We start from the raw sequence: 15,541 nt of genomic DNA, 5'->3' as shown, positions 1-15,541 counted from the left end.
GTTGAAGCCGCTCGACGGGGCGGCGGCGCATCATCCGTAACAGGCGCCACGGGAGTCTCCGCGCGAAGGCGGCACCCTTCCTGCCCGCCTCATAGCGACAACCGGAACGTCGGCGCGCGCAGGCGGAATTGTCGCTATGAGGCGGGCACGTCGGGTGCCGCCAGCTCTAGAGACTTCTGTGACGCATGTGACCTGCAGGGCCTCAGGCGCGTGGATGGGCCTGGTCGTGCACCGCCCGCAGCCGCGAGACCGCCACATGGGTGTAGAGCTGGGTGGTCGCCAGGCTGGAATGGCCGAGTAACTCCTGGACCACCCGCAGGTCGGCCCCGCCCTCGAGCAGGTGGGTGGCCGCGCTGTGGCGCAGGCCGTGCGGTCCCATGTCGGGCGCGCCGTCGACCGCGGCGACGGTCTGGTGCACGACGGTGCGCGCCTGGCGCACGTCGAGCCGCCGGCCGCGCGCGCCCAGCAGCAGCGCCGGCCCTGACTCCGCCGTCGCCAGCGCCGGGCGCCCGTCGGCCAGCCACGCGTCCAACGCGTCGGCGGCCGGCGCCCCGAACGGCACGGTGCGCTGCTTGTTTCCCTTGCCGAGGACCCGGACCAGCCGGTCGCCGGCGTGCACGTCGTCCACGTCCAGGCCGCACAGCTCACTGACCCGGATCCCGGTGGCGTAGAGCATCTCGACGATCAGCCGATCCCGCAGGGCCAGCGGATCCCCTTGCTGGGCACCGGATTTCGCGGCCGCCATGGCCTGCAGAGCCTGATCCTGGCGCAGCACCGAGGGCAGGGTGCGGTGCGCCTTGGGCACCTGCAGACGCGCCCCCGGGTCCCCGGTGAGCAGCCCGCGACGCGCCGCCCACGCGGTGAACGCCTTGACCGACGACGTGCGACGGGCCAGCGTGGTGCGGGCCGCGCCCGCCCCGGCGGCCGAGGCCAGCCACGCACGCAGGACGGGCAGGCTCAACGCCTCGAGACCGCGGCCATCGAGGAACGCGAACAGCGAGCGCAGGTCGCCCAGGTACGCCCGGCGGGTGTGCGCCGAGCGCCCGCACTGCAGCGCCAGGTACTCGTCGAACTCCTCGAGGATCGCCTCCACGCCCTTACGGTCGCAGGCGCCGGGGGCCGGGCTCAGGTGACGCGCCGGAGCGTTTCCGGGGTGAGATCTTTCAGGGTGGGATAGCCGTCGACGGCCATGATCAGGTCGGCCTCGGCGAGCATGGTGCGCAGCACGTGCACGATGCCGTCGACGCCGCCCAAAGCCAGGCCGTAGGCGTACGGGCGGCCGATGCCGACCGCGGTGGCCCCCAGCGCGAGGGCCTTGACGATGTCGGCGCCGCTGCGGATGCCCGAGTCGAACAGCACGGGCAGCCCGCCGGCCGCCTCGACCACCCCGGGAAGGCAGTCGATCGCGGGCAGGCCGCCGTTCGCCTGCCGGCCGCCGTGGTTGGAGCAGTAGATGCCGTCGACGCCGCCGTCCCGGGCGCGCCGGGCGTCGTCGGGATGGCAGATCCCCTTCACCAGCAGCGGCAGGTCAGTCAGCGAGCGCAGCCAGGGCAGGTCGTCCCACGTCAACGCGTTTCCGAACAGCTGTATCCAGCGCAGCACCGCGCCCTGCGGGTCCTCCTCCGGCGGCCTTGCCAGGCCGGCGCGGAACACCGGGTCGCTGGTGTAGTTGGCCAGGCAATGTCCGCGCAGTTGGGGAAAGTTCGACGTGCTCAGGTCGCGCGGGCGCCACCCGGTTACCCAGGTGTCGAGGGTGACGACGATGCCCTTGAAGCCGGCCGCCTCCGCGCGGTGCACCAGGCTGGCGGCCACCTCGCGGTCGGTCGGTGTGTAGAGCTGGAAGAAGCCGGGCGTATCGCCGAGGGCGGCGGCGACGTCTTCCATCGGGTCGACCGTCAGCGTCGAGGCCACCATCGGCACGCCGGTGGCCGCGGCCGCGCGGGCCGTGGCCAGGTCGCCATGGCCGTCCTGGGCGCAGATGCCGATGACGCCGATCGGCGCCATGAAGACCGGCGATGGCAGAGTCATGCCGAACAGCTCGACGGACAGGTCGCGCTGGGCGGCGCCGACGAACATGCGCGGGATGAGGCCCCAGCGCTCGAAGGCCGTGCAGTTGGCCCGCTGCGTGCGCTCGTCGCCGGCCCCGCCCGCGACGTAGGACCAGACCGACGGTGGCAGCGCGGTGGCGGCCTTGGCCTCCAACTCGGAGAACACCATCGGAAACTGCGGCACCACACCGGCCAGGCCCTGCAGGTAGATCTCGTTCTGGTAGTCCCCGAAATGAGCCATCGCGCTAGTCCCCGGCCTCGGCCTCGGCCAGTTCCTTCTTCCACTGCCGGAACGTCTCCTCAGTCCGGCCGCGCCGCCAGTAACCCGAGATCGACGACGCCCATTTCGCGTCCACGCCGCGCTCCTTGCGGATGTAGGGCCGCAGGTTGTGCATGACGGTTTGCGCCTCGCCATGGATGAACACGTGCACCTGCCCGGGCAGCCACTGCGCGGTGGTGACCGCCTCAATCAGCGGCGCGAAATCACCAGCGCGATCCTCGGGCACCAGGTCGGCACGGCCGCCGCGGTAGACCCAGCTCACCTCGACGTTTTCCGGTGCCCTCAGCGGGATCTCGTCCTCCTGGCCGGCGACCTCGATGAACGCCTTGCCAACGGCGTTGGGGGGCAACGCTTCCAGCGCGGTGGCGATGGCCGGCAGCGCCGACTCGTCGCCGGCCAACAGGTGCCAATCGGCGGCGGGGTCGGGGGTGTAGGCGCCGCCGGGGCCCATCAGGTAGATGGGCTGGCCGGGTTGGGCCGAGGCCGCCCAGGTGCCCGCGACCCCGTGCTCGCCATGCACCACGATGTCGATCGTGAGTTCGCCGGCGGCGACGTCGACATCGCGCACGGTCATGGTCCGCACCGACGGCTTCTTCTCCGGGGGCAGGTCGGCGAAGCTGTCCAGGGTCAACGGCCGCGGCAACGCCGCCATGTCGACGTCTTCGGGGACGAAGGCCAACTTGACGTACGAGTCGGTGAATTTGCTCGGCGCGAAGGTGTCGAAGTGACTGCTGCCCAGCACGACCCGGACCATGTGCCGGGTCAGCTGCTCGGTGCGGGTTACTTCGAAGCTCTGTAGAGGTCGACCTGCCACATATCCTCCTGTCGGGACCCGACCCCCCGTCGACTATACGAGCCGCGCCGTCGAACGCCGGGCTGCGCCGGCGCGGACTATTCGCCACCGCCCCTCGTCGCGGCGCGCCAAGCCGGCCATCTCGAGCATCGCCAGCGGCCCGAGCACCTGCTCGGGCGGCAGCGCCGACGCGACGGCGATCTCGTCGACCGTGGCGGCGCCGCGACCGGGCAACGCCTCGTACACCTGCCGCTCGGCGTCGCTCAGCCCGTCGAGCGCCGTGGTGGGGTGCGGCTGTTCGGGCGCGAGCTCACCGATGTGGCCGACGAGCTCGACGACGTCATCAGCGCGGGTGATCAGCTGGGCGCCGTTGCGCAGCAGCACGTGACAACCCGCCGACGCCGACGAGGTCACCGGCCCGGGCACCGCGCCCACCACCCGGCCCAGCGCCCGCGCCCAGGCCGCGGTGTTGGCCGCGCCGCTGCGCAGGCCCGCTTCGACCACCACCACCGCACCGGCGACGGCGGCGACCAGCCGGTTGCGGGTGAGGAACCGGTGCCGGGCCGGGCGGACACCCGGCGGGTATTCGGTGAACAACAGCCCGCTCGAACCGACGCGATGCAGCAGCCCGGAATTGCCTGCGGGATAAGGGATGTCGAGCCCGCCCGCGAGCGCGGCGACGGTGATCCCGTCGCAGTTCAGCGCCGCGCGGTGCGCCGCGCCGTCGATGCCGTAGGCCCCGCCGGAGACCACGGCCACCTCGCGTTCGACCAATCCGGCGGCCAGGTCCCCGGTCACCTGCTCGCCGTATACCGTCGACGCCCTTGTTCCGACCACGGCCGCGGCGCGTTCGGCCACCTCGTCGAGGCGGGCCGGACCCATCGCCCACAACACCATCGGCGGGCCGCCGCGGGCCCTGACCTCGGCGTTGCCGAAGGCGGCGAACGCAAGCACCGGCCACTCATCGCAGTCGGGTGTGATCAACCGGCCGCCGCGCGCCGCGATGAGCTCGAGATCCGCTGCGGCCCGGTTCATTTCGCGCCGGGCCTCGGTGTGGCGGGCCAGGTCGGCGTCGACCGACCCGCGCCGGACCCGGTCCGCGGCCTCCACCGGGCCCACGCGTCGCACCAGCTCGGCGAGCGGCGCGCAGGGTGGTTCGGCCACCCGGGACAGGTAGGCCCACGCCCGCGACACGTGATCGGTCATCGCCGCACCCCCGGTTGCCGGAAGCTCAGTGCGGTGGCGACTTCCTCGACGCCCGGCATGGGTCGGCCGGCCAGGTCGGCCAGGCTCCAGGCGACCCGCAATGTGCGGTCCAGGCCACGGATGCTGAGCAGCCCACGGTCCAGCGCCTTGCGCAGCGGTTCCATCGCGGCGTTGCTGGGGCGAAACTTTCGGCGCAGCAGGGTCCCGCTGACTTCGGCGTTGGTGCGGAATCCGTGTGGCCGCCAACGCTCGGCGGCCGCGTCACGCGCCGCCGCAACGCGCCGGCGAACCTGGGCGGTCGATTCGCCATCGGTGACCGAGATCGCCCCGGCGCGCACGGGATTCATCTGCACCCGCAGGTCGACGCGGTCCATCAGCGGGCCGGACAGCTTGCCCAGGTAGCGGCGTTTGGCCGCGGCGGCGCAGACGCAGTCCTGCGGATCGGCCGGGGCGCACGGACACGGGTTGGCGGCCAGCACCAGCTGGAAGCGGGCGGGGTAGCAGGCCACCCCGTCGCGGCGGGCGAGGCGAATCTCGCCGTCCTCCAACGGCGTTCGCAGCGCTTCGAGCGCGCTGACGCTGATCTCGGCGCATTCGTCGAGGAACAGCACGCCGCGATGCGCGCGGCTGACGGCGCCGGGGCGGGCCATCCCCGATCCCCCACCGACGAGCGCCGCGACGCTGGAGCTGTGGTGCGGTGCCACGAATGGCGGCCGGGTGATCAACGGCGTATCCGTCGACAGCAGCCCGGCCACGGAATGAATCGCGGTGACCTCCAGCGCCTCGCCGTCGGAAAGCGACGGAAGCAGGCCCGGAAGGCGTTGCGCCAGCATCGTTTTGCCCACTCCCGGCGGACCGGTCAACATGAGGTGGTGCGCCCCCGCGGCCGCGACCTCTACCGCGAACCGCGCCTGCGCCTGTCCGACGACGTCGGCCAGATCCGCCGTCGGCTCCGGGTCCGTGGCCCCCGCGCTGATCCTGCCGTCCAGGCCGCCGGAGCCGCCGAGCCAGCCTTTCAGTTGCCGCAGCGTGCGCACGCCCCAGACGTCGATCCCGTCGATCAGGCTGGCCTCGGCCAGGTTGTCCACCGGGACGACTACGGCCGGCCAGCCGTCGCGTTTGGCGGCCAGCACGGCGGGCAGCACCCCGCGCACCGGCCGCACCCGGCCGTCCAGCGACAGCTCACCCAGCAGCACCGTCTTCTCCAGCCGCTCCCACGGGTGCTTACGCTGCGCGGAAAGCACCGCGGCCGCCAGCGCGAGGTCGTAGACCGATCCCATCTTGGGCAGCGTCGCCGGCGACAGCGCGAGGGTGAGCCGGGCCTGTGGCCAGTCGTCGCCGCAGTTGGTGACCGCCGCGCGGACCCGGTCGCGCGACTCCTGCAGGGCCGCGTCGGGCAGGCCCACCAGGTACACGCCCGGCAGGCCGGAGGTGATGAAGGCCTCGATTTCCACGGTGGCGCCGTCCAATCCGCGCACCGCGACCGAGAACGCCCGTCCCAGCGCCATCAGCCGATTCCCTGCAGGTGGGTGATCTCCGGGGTGCGCCGGCGCCCGACCCGCACGCCGATCATGTCGATGCGCAGCGCCACCCAGCGCTCGTCCTGGCCGGCCAGCCAGAGCCCGGCCAGCCGGCGCAGCCGCCACACCTTCCGCGGGGTCACCGCGTAGGCCAGCCCGCCGTAGCCGTCCCCGCTGCGGGTCTTCACCTCGACGAACACCGCCGTCCGGGTGGCGTCGTCGGCGGCGATCACGTCCAGCTCGCCGTAGCGGCAGCGCCAGTTGCGGCCCAGGATCCGCAGGCCCATCCGCGTCAGATAGTCCACGGCGAGCGCCTCGCCCATCGCGCCCAGCTGCACCCGGGTCATTGTCTGTTCGGTCGTCATGGGAGCCACCGTTCCCGGCGGCGCCGACACGCACGGGCCGGCGGCGGCCTGGAGCTCAGCGCAGCGGCGGGCTATCCCCAGTCAGGCGTCCATCCACAGGCCAAGTACCGCAGCTAGCCCCAGTGCGGGGGCACGTCGGTGCCCGGGCAGTCGGCGGACCGGCAGTGCACCTCGCGCACCCGCCTGCCGGTGACCTTGCCGTCGCTGTCGTAGGTGTACTCGACCGTGGCTTCGGCCTCGCGCCGGCAGGCGGGGCAGGTCGCCATTTCCGTCTTGAACCGCGACATGGCCCTACCCGATCCGGTCCGCCCGGGTGTAGACGTTCATCGAGTCCTCCCGCAGGAATGCCACCAGTGTGATGCCGGATTCCTCGGCCAGCGACACCGCCAGCGACGACGGCGCCGACACCGCGGCCAGCACGGGAATGCCCGCCAGCACGGCCTTTTGCGTCAACTCGAACGAAGCCCGGCCGCTGACCAGCAGCACGCAGCCCTGCAGCGGAACCCGCCCGTGTTCCAGCGCCCAGCCCACGACCTTGTCGACCGCGTTGTGCCGGCCGATGTCCTCGCGCACCACCAGCGGTGTGCCGTCGGCCCGGAACAACGCCGCCGCGTGCAGCCCACCGGTGCTGTCGAAAACCTTTTGCGCGGAACGCAATTGGCCCGGCATCGCCTTGAGGGTCGCCGCGGTGACGGTCGCGGTATCCGTGCCGGGCGTGAACCGGCCGATCAACCGCACCGCGTCCAGCGACGCCTTGCCGCAGACCCCGCACGACGACGTGGTGTAGAAGTTGCGGGTGACATCGAGGTCCGGCGGCGCGACCCCGGGGGCCAGCGTCACGTCCAGGACGTTGTAGGTGTTCGGTTCGGTGCGCCCGTCGCAGTAGCGGATGGTCCGGACGTCCTCGCGGCCGCCGATGACCCCCTCGGTGAGCAGAAAGCCTTGCGCCAGTTCGAAATCCGAGCCGGGCGTGCGCATCGTCACCGTGACCGGCGCGCCGTTGACGCGAATCTCCAGCGGCTCCTCGACGGCCAGGGTCTCGGGTCGGGTGACGGCGCGGTCGGCGGTGAGATGCCGCGCCCGTCGGCGCGCCGTTACCTGGCCCACGCGCTCAAAACTACCCTGGCGCCCCTCACACCGCCTCGGCCAGCGCGGCCAGCGTTTCCGCCGACGAGTGGACCGGCCGCCACCCGAGCAGGGTCCGGGCCTTGTCGGTGTCCATCACCACCGACGTCCGCGCGGAGTGCAGCCATTCCAGCATCGACGGGACGAACGGCACCTTGGAAATCGCCGCCGACGCTGCCGAGGCGGCAATCGCGGGAACCCGCACGGGCCGGCCACCGAGCGCCTTGGCCACCTCGGACACCGTCACCACGCCATCGCCGGCGATGTTGTACGCCCCCGGCGGCGCCGGGGCCGTCGCGGCCAGCGCGATCGCCTCCGCGACGTCGTCGTGGTGCACCAGCTGCAGCGGAATCCCCGGATCCGGCACGACCGGCTTCAGGATCGGCGCCACCTTGCTGACGGCGCGCACCGGCGCGGGCAGCTGGTTCCAGGGCATCGCGTCGGCCAAAGCCGTCGCCCGGGGCCCCGCGACGATGCAAGGGCGCAGCACGAACACCTCCAGCGACGAGCCCTTGGTGATGTCGGCGAGCAGCGCCTCGCACTCGGCCTTCTGCGCCGAGTAGTAATGCTCGGCGGTCCCGCGCGTCGGCACGTCCTCGGTCAGCGGGACGGGGTTGTCCGAGTGGTAGCCGTAGGCCGCCACCGACGAGGTATAGACCAGGCGCCGCGGTCGCTGGGCGGCGACCGTCGCCTCGAACACGTTGCGGGTGCCTTCTAAGTTGATGCGTTGGCTCTCGTCGCGCGAGCCCATGATGATGAACGCCAGGTGGACCACCACGTCCGCCCCGGCCACCAGGGCATCGACGGCCTCCCGGTCGGTGATGTCGCCCTGCTGGTAGATGGTTTTCTGCCAGCCACACGACACCGGGTCGAACGGGCGGCGCGCCATCCCGATGATCTTCTCCACCGCGGGCTCGCGCTCGAGCGCCGTCACCGCCGACACGCCGATCTCCCCGGTTGGCCCGGTCACCGCCACTGTGAGTCCCACCCGGGTGTGCTTCCCTGCGGAACCGCGGACCAAACCGCGCTCGCGAAAGTCGCATGCCGATACTCTCGACGAAGAATCACGAGCGGGAACGGGGCAAAGCGTGGCAGACGACTTGAGTTCGGCACCGGGCGGGGAGAAGGCCGACCCGGCGACGGTCTTCGCCGCCCTGGCCGAGATCATCTACCAAGGTTCGGACGCCAAGCAGATGTACGCAGCCATCTGCATCGCCGCGACCCTGACCGTGCGCGGCTGTGACCACGCCAGCCTGCTGGTGCGCGACGGCGACCGCTACATCACGGTCGGCGCCAGCGACCAGATCGCGCAGCACATCGACGAGATGGAACGGCGTTCCGGCGACGGCCCGTGCATCGACGCGATCGAGGAGGAGACTCCCCAGATCGAGCCCGACCTGACCACGCCGTCGCTGTGGCCCAAGCTGGCCGCCGTCCTCGTCGAGGAGACACCGGTGCGCGGGGCCATGGGCTTTCGGCTCCTGGTCGACAAGCGCAAGGGGGCCGCGCTCAACCTGTTCAGCGACACTCCCAACGTCTTCGACGCCGAATCCGCCGGCCGGGCGGCGGTGCTGGCGTCGTTCGCCAGCGTGGCCATCAACGCGGTCGCCAAGGGCGAAGACGCCGCGAGCCTGCGTCGGGGGCTGATGAGCAACCGCGAGACCGGTAAGGCGGTCGGCATGTTGATGCTCCTGCACGACATGACCGAAGACCAGGCGTTCGACCTGCTGCGCCGGCATTCTCAGGCGCTGAACATCAAGCTGGCCGAGGTGGCGCACGCCGTCATCGAAAACCGCGGCCAATTGCCGGTCAGCGGCGAAACGAGTTAGCCGCGGGCTACTCCGGCAGCCGCAACTCGGGCTTCTCGACCTCTTCGATGTTGACGTCCTTGAAGGTGACCACGCGGACCTGCTTGACGAAGCGGGCCGGTCGGTACATGTCCCACACCCACGCGTCGGACAATCGCAGCTCGAAGTACACCTCGCCGTCGGCGTTGCGCGGCGTCATCTCCACGCTGTTGGCCAGGTAGAAACGCCGCTCGGTTTCTACGACGTAGCTGAACTGGCCGACGATGTCCTTGTATTCGCGGTACAGCGAGAGCTCCATCTCGGTTTCGTACTTTTCGAGATCTTCTGCACTCATCTGCTCAAACGTCCTTCTCCCTGACGTGGGAACCTGGTCCCATCTTTCCTCACCGGTATTCGCCAGGCTCGGCCGGAGGGTCCGGTTTGCACTCCGCCACCACGCGCCCACCGGATCCGCCCGGCCCCGAAGCCACGCGCCGGACGTTGATGAACGAATAGCGGTGCTGGGCGCAGGGGCCGAGCTCGGTCAGCGCCGTCGAATGGGCCGGCGTGCTGTAGCCCTTGTGGTCGGCGAAGCCATAGCCGGGGTGGTCGGCGTCCATCGCGACCATCAGCCGGTCGCGGCTGACTTTGGCCAGCACGCTGGCCGCGGCGATGCACGCCGCCACGGCGTCCCCGCCGACCACCGGCAGCGACGGCATCGGCAGGCCTGGCACGCGAAATCCGTCGCTCAGCACGTAACCGGGGCGCACCGACAACCCGGCCACCGCGCGGCGCATGCCCTCGATGTTGGCCACATGCACGCCGCGCCGGTCGACCTCCTCCGACGGGATGAAGACCACGTGATGCGCCAGCGCATACCGCCGGATCAAGGGGAACAGCTTCTCCCGGGCCTTCTCGGTGAGCTTCTTCGAATCATCCAGGGCCGCAAGGCTTTCCAGCCGACTCGGGCCGAGCACGCAGGCCGCCACCACCAGCGGGCCGGCGCAGGCGCCGCGGCCCACCTCGTCCACCCCGGCGACCGGGCCAAGGCCGCTGCGATACAACGCGGACTCCAGCGTGCGCAATCCGGACGACTTGCGGATGACGGTCCGCGGCGGCCACGTGGTGGCCATGACTACTGACTCTGCTGGGGGTTCACCGACCCGACGCCACCCCACCGCGACGGCGGCCACACGATGAATTGGGCCTTGCCGATGACGTTGGCTACCGGCACGGTTCCCGAATTCGGGTCACCGGTGCACAGGATGCCCTTGAGGGCTTCGATCGGGACGCTGGTGCAGTGGGCGCGGGAATCCGCCGAGTGGGTCCGGTTGTCCCCCATCACCCACAGCCGTCCCGGCGGGACCGCGACGGGCCCGAACTCGCTGCCCAGGCACGGGTACTTCGACGGGTCGGCCATCATCGTGGTCGGATCCAGATACGGCTCCTTGAGCGGCTTGCCGTCGACGGTCAACCCCGTTTCGGCCCGGCACTGCACCGTCTGCCCGCCCACCGCGATCACTCGCTTGACCAGGTCGTTCTCGTCGGGCGGCACGAAGCCGATGAACGACAGCGCGTTCTGCGCCCAGCGCAGCGCGGTGTTGTTCGAACGGATCGACTTGTAGCCGGCGTTCCACGAGGGCGGCCCCTTGAAGACGATCACGTCGCCGGGCCGCGGCTGGCCGAACCGGTAACTCAGCTTGTCGACCATGATCCGGTCGCCGACGCAGCCCGTGCACCCGTGCAGCGTGGGCTCCATGGATTCCGACGGAATCAGGTAGGGGCGGGCGATGAACGTCAGCATGACGTAGTAGAGGACCACGGCGATCACCGCGAGCAGCGCGAGCTCGCGCAGCGTGGACTTCTTCTTGCGCCCCGACTCGGCCGATTCGGGTTCCGAGGCTTCGGAGGGCGTGTCGGGGTCGGCGGTGGAGACCTTCGGCTCGGGCTGACCAGCGTCGGACTGGCGCTCGGGTGAGTCCGGGGTGTCGGTCACGAGATCAGCGTAGCCAGGTTGGTTTGTGGCCGCAGACCTGCTCCGAACCGGGCCCGGTCAGCGCTTTTCCTTGATCTTCGCCTTCTTGCCGCGGAGTTCGCGCAGGTAGTACAGCTTGGCGCGGCGGACGTCGCCACGGGTCACCACCTCGATGTGGTCGATGTTCGGCGAATGCACCGGGAAGGTGCGCTCGACGCCGACGCCGTAGCTCTCCTTGCGCACCGTGAACGTCTCGCGGATCCCTCCGCCCTGTCGGCGGATCACGACGCCCTTGAACACCTGGATACGCTCCTTGGCGCCCTCGATGACCTTGACGTGCACGTTGATGGTGTCGCCCGGGCTAAAGGCCGGGATGTCGTCGCGCAGCGACGTCTGGTCGACGAAGTCCAGCCGGTTCATCCTACGAACACTCTTCCTTGCGGTCGCGGCCTGCGACGGCTGCCCGCACGCGGGCGCGGGGCGGTCATCAAGCCGATGGTTTTCGGGCTTTTAGTGCGCATCTCGCAGCCGCCGGGAAACGCCCGGCGCGCTAGTGGGTTCGAGACAACTGAACAATTGTGCCAGACGGCCCGCGTGCATTGAAAATCACAGGTAAACCATGCGGTTCAAACCACGCCAAAGGCGCTGGTGAATGGTACACATGACTCGGGTCGAAACGGCCCGGCCACGTGCAGGTTTAACGTCCCAGGACGCCAAGGAGACCGACACATGCGTACCCGCCCGCTCGCCGTGCTCGCCGCCGTGGCGGCGGTGACGCTGGTGCTGGCCGGGTGCGACGAGGCGTTGGTGGAGCCGCAAAGCCTGGGAAAGCCGTCCGCCGGACCCGCGCACAGCGAGCCGGTTCGGCAGTCCCAGGTGCAGCCCGAGACGGTTCAGCTGCTGCTGGACACCGTGCCGATGCACGGGCCGCCGCAGGCGCTGTCCGGCACGGTGTTCGGCGGCCTGCCCGCGCGGATCCAGCAGGCCATCGACGAGGCCGCCGGCGCCGGGGCCACGCTGTCGGTCGCCGTCCTGGATCGCAAGACGCATGAGCTGGTCTCCAACGGCAACAGCCAGATCATCGGCACCGCGTCGGTGGCCAAGCTCTTCATCGCCGACGACCTGTTGCTCGCGGAGTCCCAGGGCAGGGCCGCGCTGTCCCCCGAGGACCGCCAGGCCCTGGACGTCATGCTGCAGTCGTCCGACGACGGCGCCGCCGAGAAGTTCTGGGGCCAGGGCGGCGGCGACAACATCATCACCCAGGTCGCGAGCCGATACGGCCTGTCGTCCACCACCCCGCCCAGCGACGGGCGCTGGTGGAACACGATGAGCTCGCTGACCGACCTGATCCACTACTACGACGCGCTGCTCGACGGCACGGGCGGGCTGCCGAACTCGCGGGCCAGCATCATCGTCAACGATCTGGCCCGGTCCACCCCAACCGGCGCCGACGGCTACCCGCAGCGGTTCGGCATCCCCGACGGCCTGTTCGCCGAACCGGTGGCGGTCAAGCAGGGCTGGATGTGCTGCATCGGCGCCGACTGGGTGCACCTGTCGACCGGGGTGATCGGCGCCGACCACCGCTACGTGATGGTGGTCCAGTCGCTGCAGCCGTCCGACGACGCCACCGCGCGGCAGACGATCACCCAGGCCGTCAAGACGATATTTCCCAACGGCCGCATCTGACGCGGCCCGTTCACGGCGCGAGCAGACGCAGAATCGCACGAATCCGGCTCCGCGAGTGCGATTCTGCGTCTGCTCGCCAAGCAACTAGCCCAATAGGTCCGGGCGGCGCTCACGGGTGCGCCGCAAGGAAACCTCGCGGCGCCACGCCGCGATCCGCGCATGATCGCCGGACAGCAGGACCTCGGGGACGTCCAGCCCGCGCCAGCTCGGCGGCCTGGTATAGCTGGGCCCCTCCAGCAGCCGGTCCAGGGCGGGCGAGTGCGAATCATCCTGCAGCGACGCGGGATTGCCCAGCACCCCGGTGAGCAGCCTGAGCACCGCTTCGATCATCACCACGGCCGCCGATTCCCCGCCGGGCAGCACGTAGTCCCCGATCGAGACCTCCTCGACCCGCATCCGGCGAGCGGCGTCGTCGATGACCCGCTGGTCGATGCCCTCGTAACGTCCGCAGGCGAACACCAGGTGCTTCTCGGTGCTCCAGCGCTGGGCGGTCGCCTGCGTGAACAATGCGCCCGCCGGGGTCGGAACCACCAAAAGCGTTTCACCCGAACAAGTCTCGTCCAGCGCCTCGCCCCAGACCGGGGCCTTCATCACCATCCCGGGTCCGCCGCCGTACGGCGCGTCGTCCACCGAGTGGTGGACGTCGTAGGTCCACCGGCGCAGGTCGTGCACGTGCAGGTCGACCAGGCCGGACGCAATCGCCTTGCCCGGCAACGACTGTCGCAACGGATCCAGATAGGCCGGGAAGATCGTGATGACATCTATTCGCATTGGGCGCACCTGCTCCCTACAGTTCCAGCAGGCCCTCGGGCGGATCGATCTCAATCAGCCTGTCGTCCAACGAGACCGACGTGACGATCGCGCTCACGAACGGCACCAGGAGCTCGCCGGAATCCCGGCGCACCGCCAGCAGCTCACCCGCCGCGGTGTGCAACACCTCGGCGACGACGCCGACCTCCAGCCCCGAAATCGTCCGGACGACAAGGCCTTCGAGCTGGTGGTCGTAGTACGTGTCCGGCTCGTCGATCGGCGGCAGCTCGTCGGAGTCGACGACAAACAGGCTGCCCCGCAGGGCGTCGGCGGCGTCGCGGTCGTGCACGCCGGCCAATCGCACCAGCAGCCGCCCACCGTGCTCGCGGGCCTGGTCGATAACGACGCTGCGCTCCTCACCGCTACGGGAGTTCTTGGCGCGCAACGTATTACCCGGAGCGAACCGTGCCGCGGGATCGTCGGTGCGGACTTCCACCACCACCTCGCCGCCGATGCCGTGCGCCTTGACCACGCGCCCGACCGTTAACTCCAAGGGAGCGCTCCGCTACTGGTCGGTGTCCACCACGTCGACGCGGATCCCGCGGCCGCCGATACCGGCGACCAGCGTGCGCAACGCGGTCGCGGTGCGTCCGCCACGACCGATCACCTTGCCCAGGTCGTCAGGGTGGACGTGCACCTCCACGGTGCGCCCACGCCGACTGGTGACCATGTCCACCCGGACGTCGTCGGGATTGTCGACGATCCCGCGGACCAGGTGCTCGACAGCGTCAACGACGACGGTGCTCACCTCGGTCAGCCTTCGGTCGGTGCGTCGGCAGGCGCGGCTTCGGCGGCCGGCTCGGCGGGGGCTTCGGCGGCCGGCTCGGCCTCGGCGGCGGGCTCGGCATTGGTCTCGGCGGTCTCTGCAGCGGCCTCGGGCGTCTCGGCAGCCTTGGCGGCCTTCTTGGCCCCTGAAGTTGAAGCCTTCTTCTTCGGCTTGGCGGCCTCGGTGGTGGGCGCGCCGTCGGCCTCGGCCAGCGCGGCGTTGAACAGCTCCAGCTTGGACGGCTTGGGCGGCGCGGCCTGCAGGCTGCCCTCGGCGCCGGGCAGGCCCTTGAACTTCTGCCAGTCGCCGGTGATCTTCAGCAGCTTGAGGACCGGCTCGGTCGGCTGGGCGCCCACCGAAAGCCAGTACTGGGCGCGCTCGGAGTTGATCTCGATCAGGCTCGGGTCTTCCTTCGGGTGATACCGGCCGATGACCTCGATCGAGCGGCCGTCGCGGCGAGTCCGAGCGTCGGCGACGGCGATGCGGTATTGCGGATTGCGGATCTTGCCAAGCCGGGTCAGCTTGATCTTCACAGCCATGGTTAAGCGACTTCTCCTAGATGTGTCACGCTGCAATTCAGCGACCCGGGCGGGATGCCGGGGTCCGGTTTTGCCTCGCGTGTGTGACCACCGGGCGGCCGTAATCGCGCGGCGGACAGCCGCCCATTGTGCCAGAACAGGGCCGCGCGCCAGAAATCCAGCTACATCACCTTCTGGAAGACTTTCGTCTCCACCCGGCGCGTCATCCGCCAGCCCTCGGCGGTCCGCACGAACTCGTCGTCGTACCAGAGCCCGCAAAACAGCGCCTGGTCGCTCTCGCCCGGCAGCACCATCGGGTTGAAGCAGATCACCCGAGAGGAGGCGGTGTCGCCATCGATGCGCACCGAGAAGTTCCCGAGCATGTGCGCGTACACCGGGAAGGTCGGCAACACCTCGGACAACCACTTCTTCACCTCGGGGAAATGGCCGTCGATGCCCCCCAGCGCCCGGTAGTCGATGTAGGCGTCGGGCGTGAAGACCTCGTCCAGGTCGTCGAATCGGCGGTTGTCGATGGCGGTGGAGTAGTCCACCAGCAGCTGCTGGATCTCTAAGCGGTCGGAAATCTCTTCCAGGCTCAACATGGCTTGATTGAACACGACGGAACGGCAACGTGTTCAGCGGCGTCAGCCATCCTCCGCGCC

Annotated in this window: 19 protein-coding genes and 1 pseudogene; 2 read left to right on the top strand and 18 right to left on the bottom strand. The window is 70.2% G+C overall.

Annotated elements, in window-relative coordinates:
* Positions 1–202: 202 nt before the first annotated feature.
* From A5712_RS28610 to A5712_RS28570, 9 genes are all read right to left on the bottom strand, one after another.
* Positions 203–1,093 (bottom strand): tyrosine recombinase XerC, encoded by an 891-nt coding sequence (locus A5712_RS28610; protein WP_068113521.1) that lies wholly within the window; start codon positions 1,091–1,093, stop codon positions 203–205.
* 32 nt (positions 1,094–1,125) lie between these two features.
* Entirely contained in the window at positions 1,126–2,289 is a 1,164-nt protein-coding gene (locus A5712_RS28605) for a lactate 2-monooxygenase (RefSeq protein ID WP_068113518.1), read from the bottom strand.
* Positions 2,290–2,293: 4 nt separating this feature from the next.
* Complete coding sequence (locus tag A5712_RS28600; protein WP_068113515.1) at positions 2,294–3,142, bottom strand: siderophore-interacting protein; 849 nt, start codon at positions 3,140–3,142, stop codon at positions 2,294–2,296.
* Positions 3,143–3,175: 33 nt separating this feature from the next.
* Complete coding sequence (gene dprA, locus A5712_RS28595) at positions 3,176–4,327, bottom strand: DNA-processing protein DprA (RefSeq protein ID WP_068113512.1); 1,152 nt, start codon at positions 4,325–4,327, stop codon at positions 3,176–3,178.
* Positions 4,324–5,835, bottom strand: a complete 1,512-nt coding sequence (locus tag A5712_RS28590; protein WP_068113509.1) for a YifB family Mg chelatase-like AAA ATPase — start codon at positions 5,833–5,835, stop codon at positions 4,324–4,326. Before A5712_RS28590 ends, dprA begins: the two co-directional genes overlap by 4 nt.
* The gene (locus A5712_RS28585; protein WP_068113506.1) at positions 5,835–6,212 is read right to left on the bottom strand and encodes a YraN family protein; all 378 of its coding nucleotides are present in this window, start codon (positions 6,210–6,212) and stop codon (positions 5,835–5,837) included. Before A5712_RS28585 ends, A5712_RS28590 begins: the two co-directional genes overlap by 1 nt.
* A gap of 113 nt (positions 6,213–6,325) precedes the next feature.
* A complete protein-coding gene (locus tag A5712_RS28580) occupies positions 6,326–6,499 on the bottom strand; it encodes a 5'-phosphate oxidase (protein WP_068113503.1) in 174 nt (57 codons plus the stop codon).
* A 4-nt stretch (positions 6,500–6,503) separates the two neighbouring features.
* Positions 6,504–7,319 carry a formate dehydrogenase accessory sulfurtransferase FdhD gene (gene fdhD / locus A5712_RS28575; protein ID WP_068113500.1) on the bottom strand — a complete coding sequence of 272 codons (816 nt, stop codon included), beginning with the start codon at positions 7,317–7,319 and terminating at the stop codon, positions 6,504–6,506.
* 25 nt (positions 7,320–7,344) lie between these two features.
* Positions 7,345–8,325 (bottom strand): NAD-dependent epimerase/dehydratase family protein, encoded by a 981-nt coding sequence (locus tag A5712_RS28570; protein WP_068113497.1) that lies wholly within the window; start codon positions 8,323–8,325, stop codon positions 7,345–7,347.
* A 100-nt stretch (positions 8,326–8,425) separates the two neighbouring features.
* On the opposite strand from A5712_RS28570, the gene A5712_RS28565 reads away from it, so the two are divergent.
* The gene (locus tag A5712_RS28565; protein WP_068113495.1) at positions 8,426–9,166 is read left to right on the top strand and encodes a GAF and ANTAR domain-containing protein; all 741 of its coding nucleotides are present in this window, start codon (positions 8,426–8,428) and stop codon (positions 9,164–9,166) included.
* A 7-nt stretch (positions 9,167–9,173) separates the two neighbouring features.
* Here the strand turns inward: A5712_RS28565 and A5712_RS28560 are convergent, their stop codons facing one another.
* The 4 genes and pseudogenes from A5712_RS28560 to rplS all read right to left on the bottom strand — a co-directional run bounded on the left by A5712_RS28560 (position 9,174) and on the right by rplS (position 11,519).
* Entirely contained in the window at positions 9,174–9,479 is a 306-nt protein-coding gene (locus A5712_RS28560) for a DUF2469 domain-containing protein (RefSeq protein ID WP_003875077.1), read from the bottom strand.
* 33 nt (positions 9,480–9,512) lie between these two features.
* Positions 9,513–10,257 (bottom strand): annotated as a pseudogene (locus tag A5712_RS28555) (ribonuclease HII); the annotation flags it as partial.
* Between the two features lie 2 nt (positions 10,258–10,259).
* Positions 10,260–11,120, bottom strand: a complete 861-nt coding sequence (gene lepB, locus A5712_RS28550) for a signal peptidase I (protein ID WP_068113464.1) — start codon at positions 11,118–11,120, stop codon at positions 10,260–10,262.
* Positions 11,121–11,177: 57 nt separating this feature from the next.
* Positions 11,178–11,519 (bottom strand): 50S ribosomal protein L19, encoded by a 342-nt coding sequence (rplS, locus tag A5712_RS28545; RefSeq protein WP_066930268.1) that lies wholly within the window; start codon positions 11,517–11,519, stop codon positions 11,178–11,180.
* 309 nt (positions 11,520–11,828) lie between these two features.
* Here rplS and A5712_RS28540 point away from each other — a divergent pair, with 309 nt between their 5' ends.
* Positions 11,829–12,785, top strand: coding sequence for a hypothetical protein (locus tag A5712_RS28540; RefSeq protein ID WP_068113456.1), 957 nt, complete (start codon positions 11,829–11,831; stop codon positions 12,783–12,785).
* A gap of 84 nt (positions 12,786–12,869) precedes the next feature.
* Here A5712_RS28540 and trmD read toward each other — a convergent pair whose 3' ends face one another.
* The 5 genes from trmD to A5712_RS28515 form a co-directional block, all read right to left on the bottom strand.
* Complete coding sequence (gene trmD / locus A5712_RS28535) at positions 12,870–13,556, bottom strand: tRNA (guanosine(37)-N1)-methyltransferase TrmD (protein WP_068113525.1); 687 nt, start codon at positions 13,554–13,556, stop codon at positions 12,870–12,872.
* A 16-nt stretch (positions 13,557–13,572) separates the two neighbouring features.
* The gene (rimM, locus tag A5712_RS28530; RefSeq protein ID WP_068113453.1) at positions 13,573–14,088 is read right to left on the bottom strand and encodes a ribosome maturation factor RimM; all 516 of its coding nucleotides are present in this window, start codon (positions 14,086–14,088) and stop codon (positions 13,573–13,575) included.
* Positions 14,089–14,100: 12 nt separating this feature from the next.
* On the bottom strand, positions 14,101–14,343 hold the full coding sequence (locus A5712_RS28525) for an RNA-binding protein (protein WP_003878715.1): 243 nt from the start codon (positions 14,341–14,343) through the stop codon (positions 14,101–14,103).
* Between the two features lie 5 nt (positions 14,344–14,348).
* The gene (rpsP, locus tag A5712_RS28520) at positions 14,349–14,900 is read right to left on the bottom strand and encodes a 30S ribosomal protein S16 (protein ID WP_068113449.1); all 552 of its coding nucleotides are present in this window, start codon (positions 14,898–14,900) and stop codon (positions 14,349–14,351) included.
* Between the two features lie 161 nt (positions 14,901–15,061).
* Positions 15,062–15,481, bottom strand: a complete 420-nt coding sequence (locus A5712_RS28515; protein WP_068113447.1) for a nuclear transport factor 2 family protein — start codon at positions 15,479–15,481, stop codon at positions 15,062–15,064.
* Positions 15,482–15,541 lie beyond the last annotated feature (60 nt).

The sequence above is a fragment of the Mycobacterium sp. E2327 genome (assembly GCF_001672675.1).
Taxonomy (GTDB): domain Bacteria; phylum Actinomycetota; class Actinomycetes; order Mycobacteriales; family Mycobacteriaceae; genus Mycobacterium.
The sequence above is the reverse complement of the archived record's forward strand: the minus strand, read 5'-3'. Positions and strand labels throughout refer to the sequence as shown.

What these genes read in the sequence shown, in the direction of transcription:
- A5712_RS28605 (WP_068113518.1), bottom strand. Translation starts at nt 2,289, where the DNA reads ATGGCTCATTTCGGGGACTACCAGAACGAGATCTACCTGCAGGGCCTG.
- dprA (WP_068113512.1), bottom strand. Translation starts at nt 4,327, where the DNA reads ATGACCGATCACGTGTCGCGGGCGTGGGCCTACCTGTCCCGGGTGGCC.
- A5712_RS28590 (WP_068113509.1), bottom strand. Translation starts at nt 5,835, where the DNA reads ATGGCGCTGGGACGGGCGTTCTCGGTCGCGGTGCGCGGATTGGACGGC.
- A5712_RS28585 (WP_068113506.1), bottom strand. Translation starts at nt 6,212, where the DNA reads ATGACGACCGAACAGACAATGACCCGGGTGCAGCTGGGCGCGATGGGC.
- A5712_RS28580 (WP_068113503.1), bottom strand. Translation starts at nt 6,499, where the DNA reads ATGTCGCGGTTCAAGACGGAAATGGCGACCTGCCCCGCCTGCCGGCGC.
- A5712_RS28560 (WP_003875077.1), bottom strand. Translation starts at nt 9,479, where the DNA reads ATGAGTGCAGAAGATCTCGAAAAGTACGAAACCGAGATGGAGCTCTCG.
- rplS (WP_066930268.1), bottom strand. Translation starts at nt 11,519, where the DNA reads ATGAACCGGCTGGACTTCGTCGACCAGACGTCGCTGCGCGACGACATC.
- A5712_RS28540 (WP_068113456.1), top strand. Translation starts at nt 11,829, where the DNA reads ATGCGTACCCGCCCGCTCGCCGTGCTCGCCGCCGTGGCGGCGGTGACG.
- trmD (WP_068113525.1), bottom strand. Translation starts at nt 13,556, where the DNA reads ATGCGAATAGATGTCATCACGATCTTCCCGGCCTATCTGGATCCGTTG.
- rpsP (WP_068113449.1), bottom strand. Translation starts at nt 14,900, where the DNA reads ATGGCTGTGAAGATCAAGCTGACCCGGCTTGGCAAGATCCGCAATCCG.
- A5712_RS28515 (WP_068113447.1), bottom strand. Translation starts at nt 15,481, where the DNA reads ATGTTGAGCCTGGAAGAGATTTCCGACCGCTTAGAGATCCAGCAGCTG.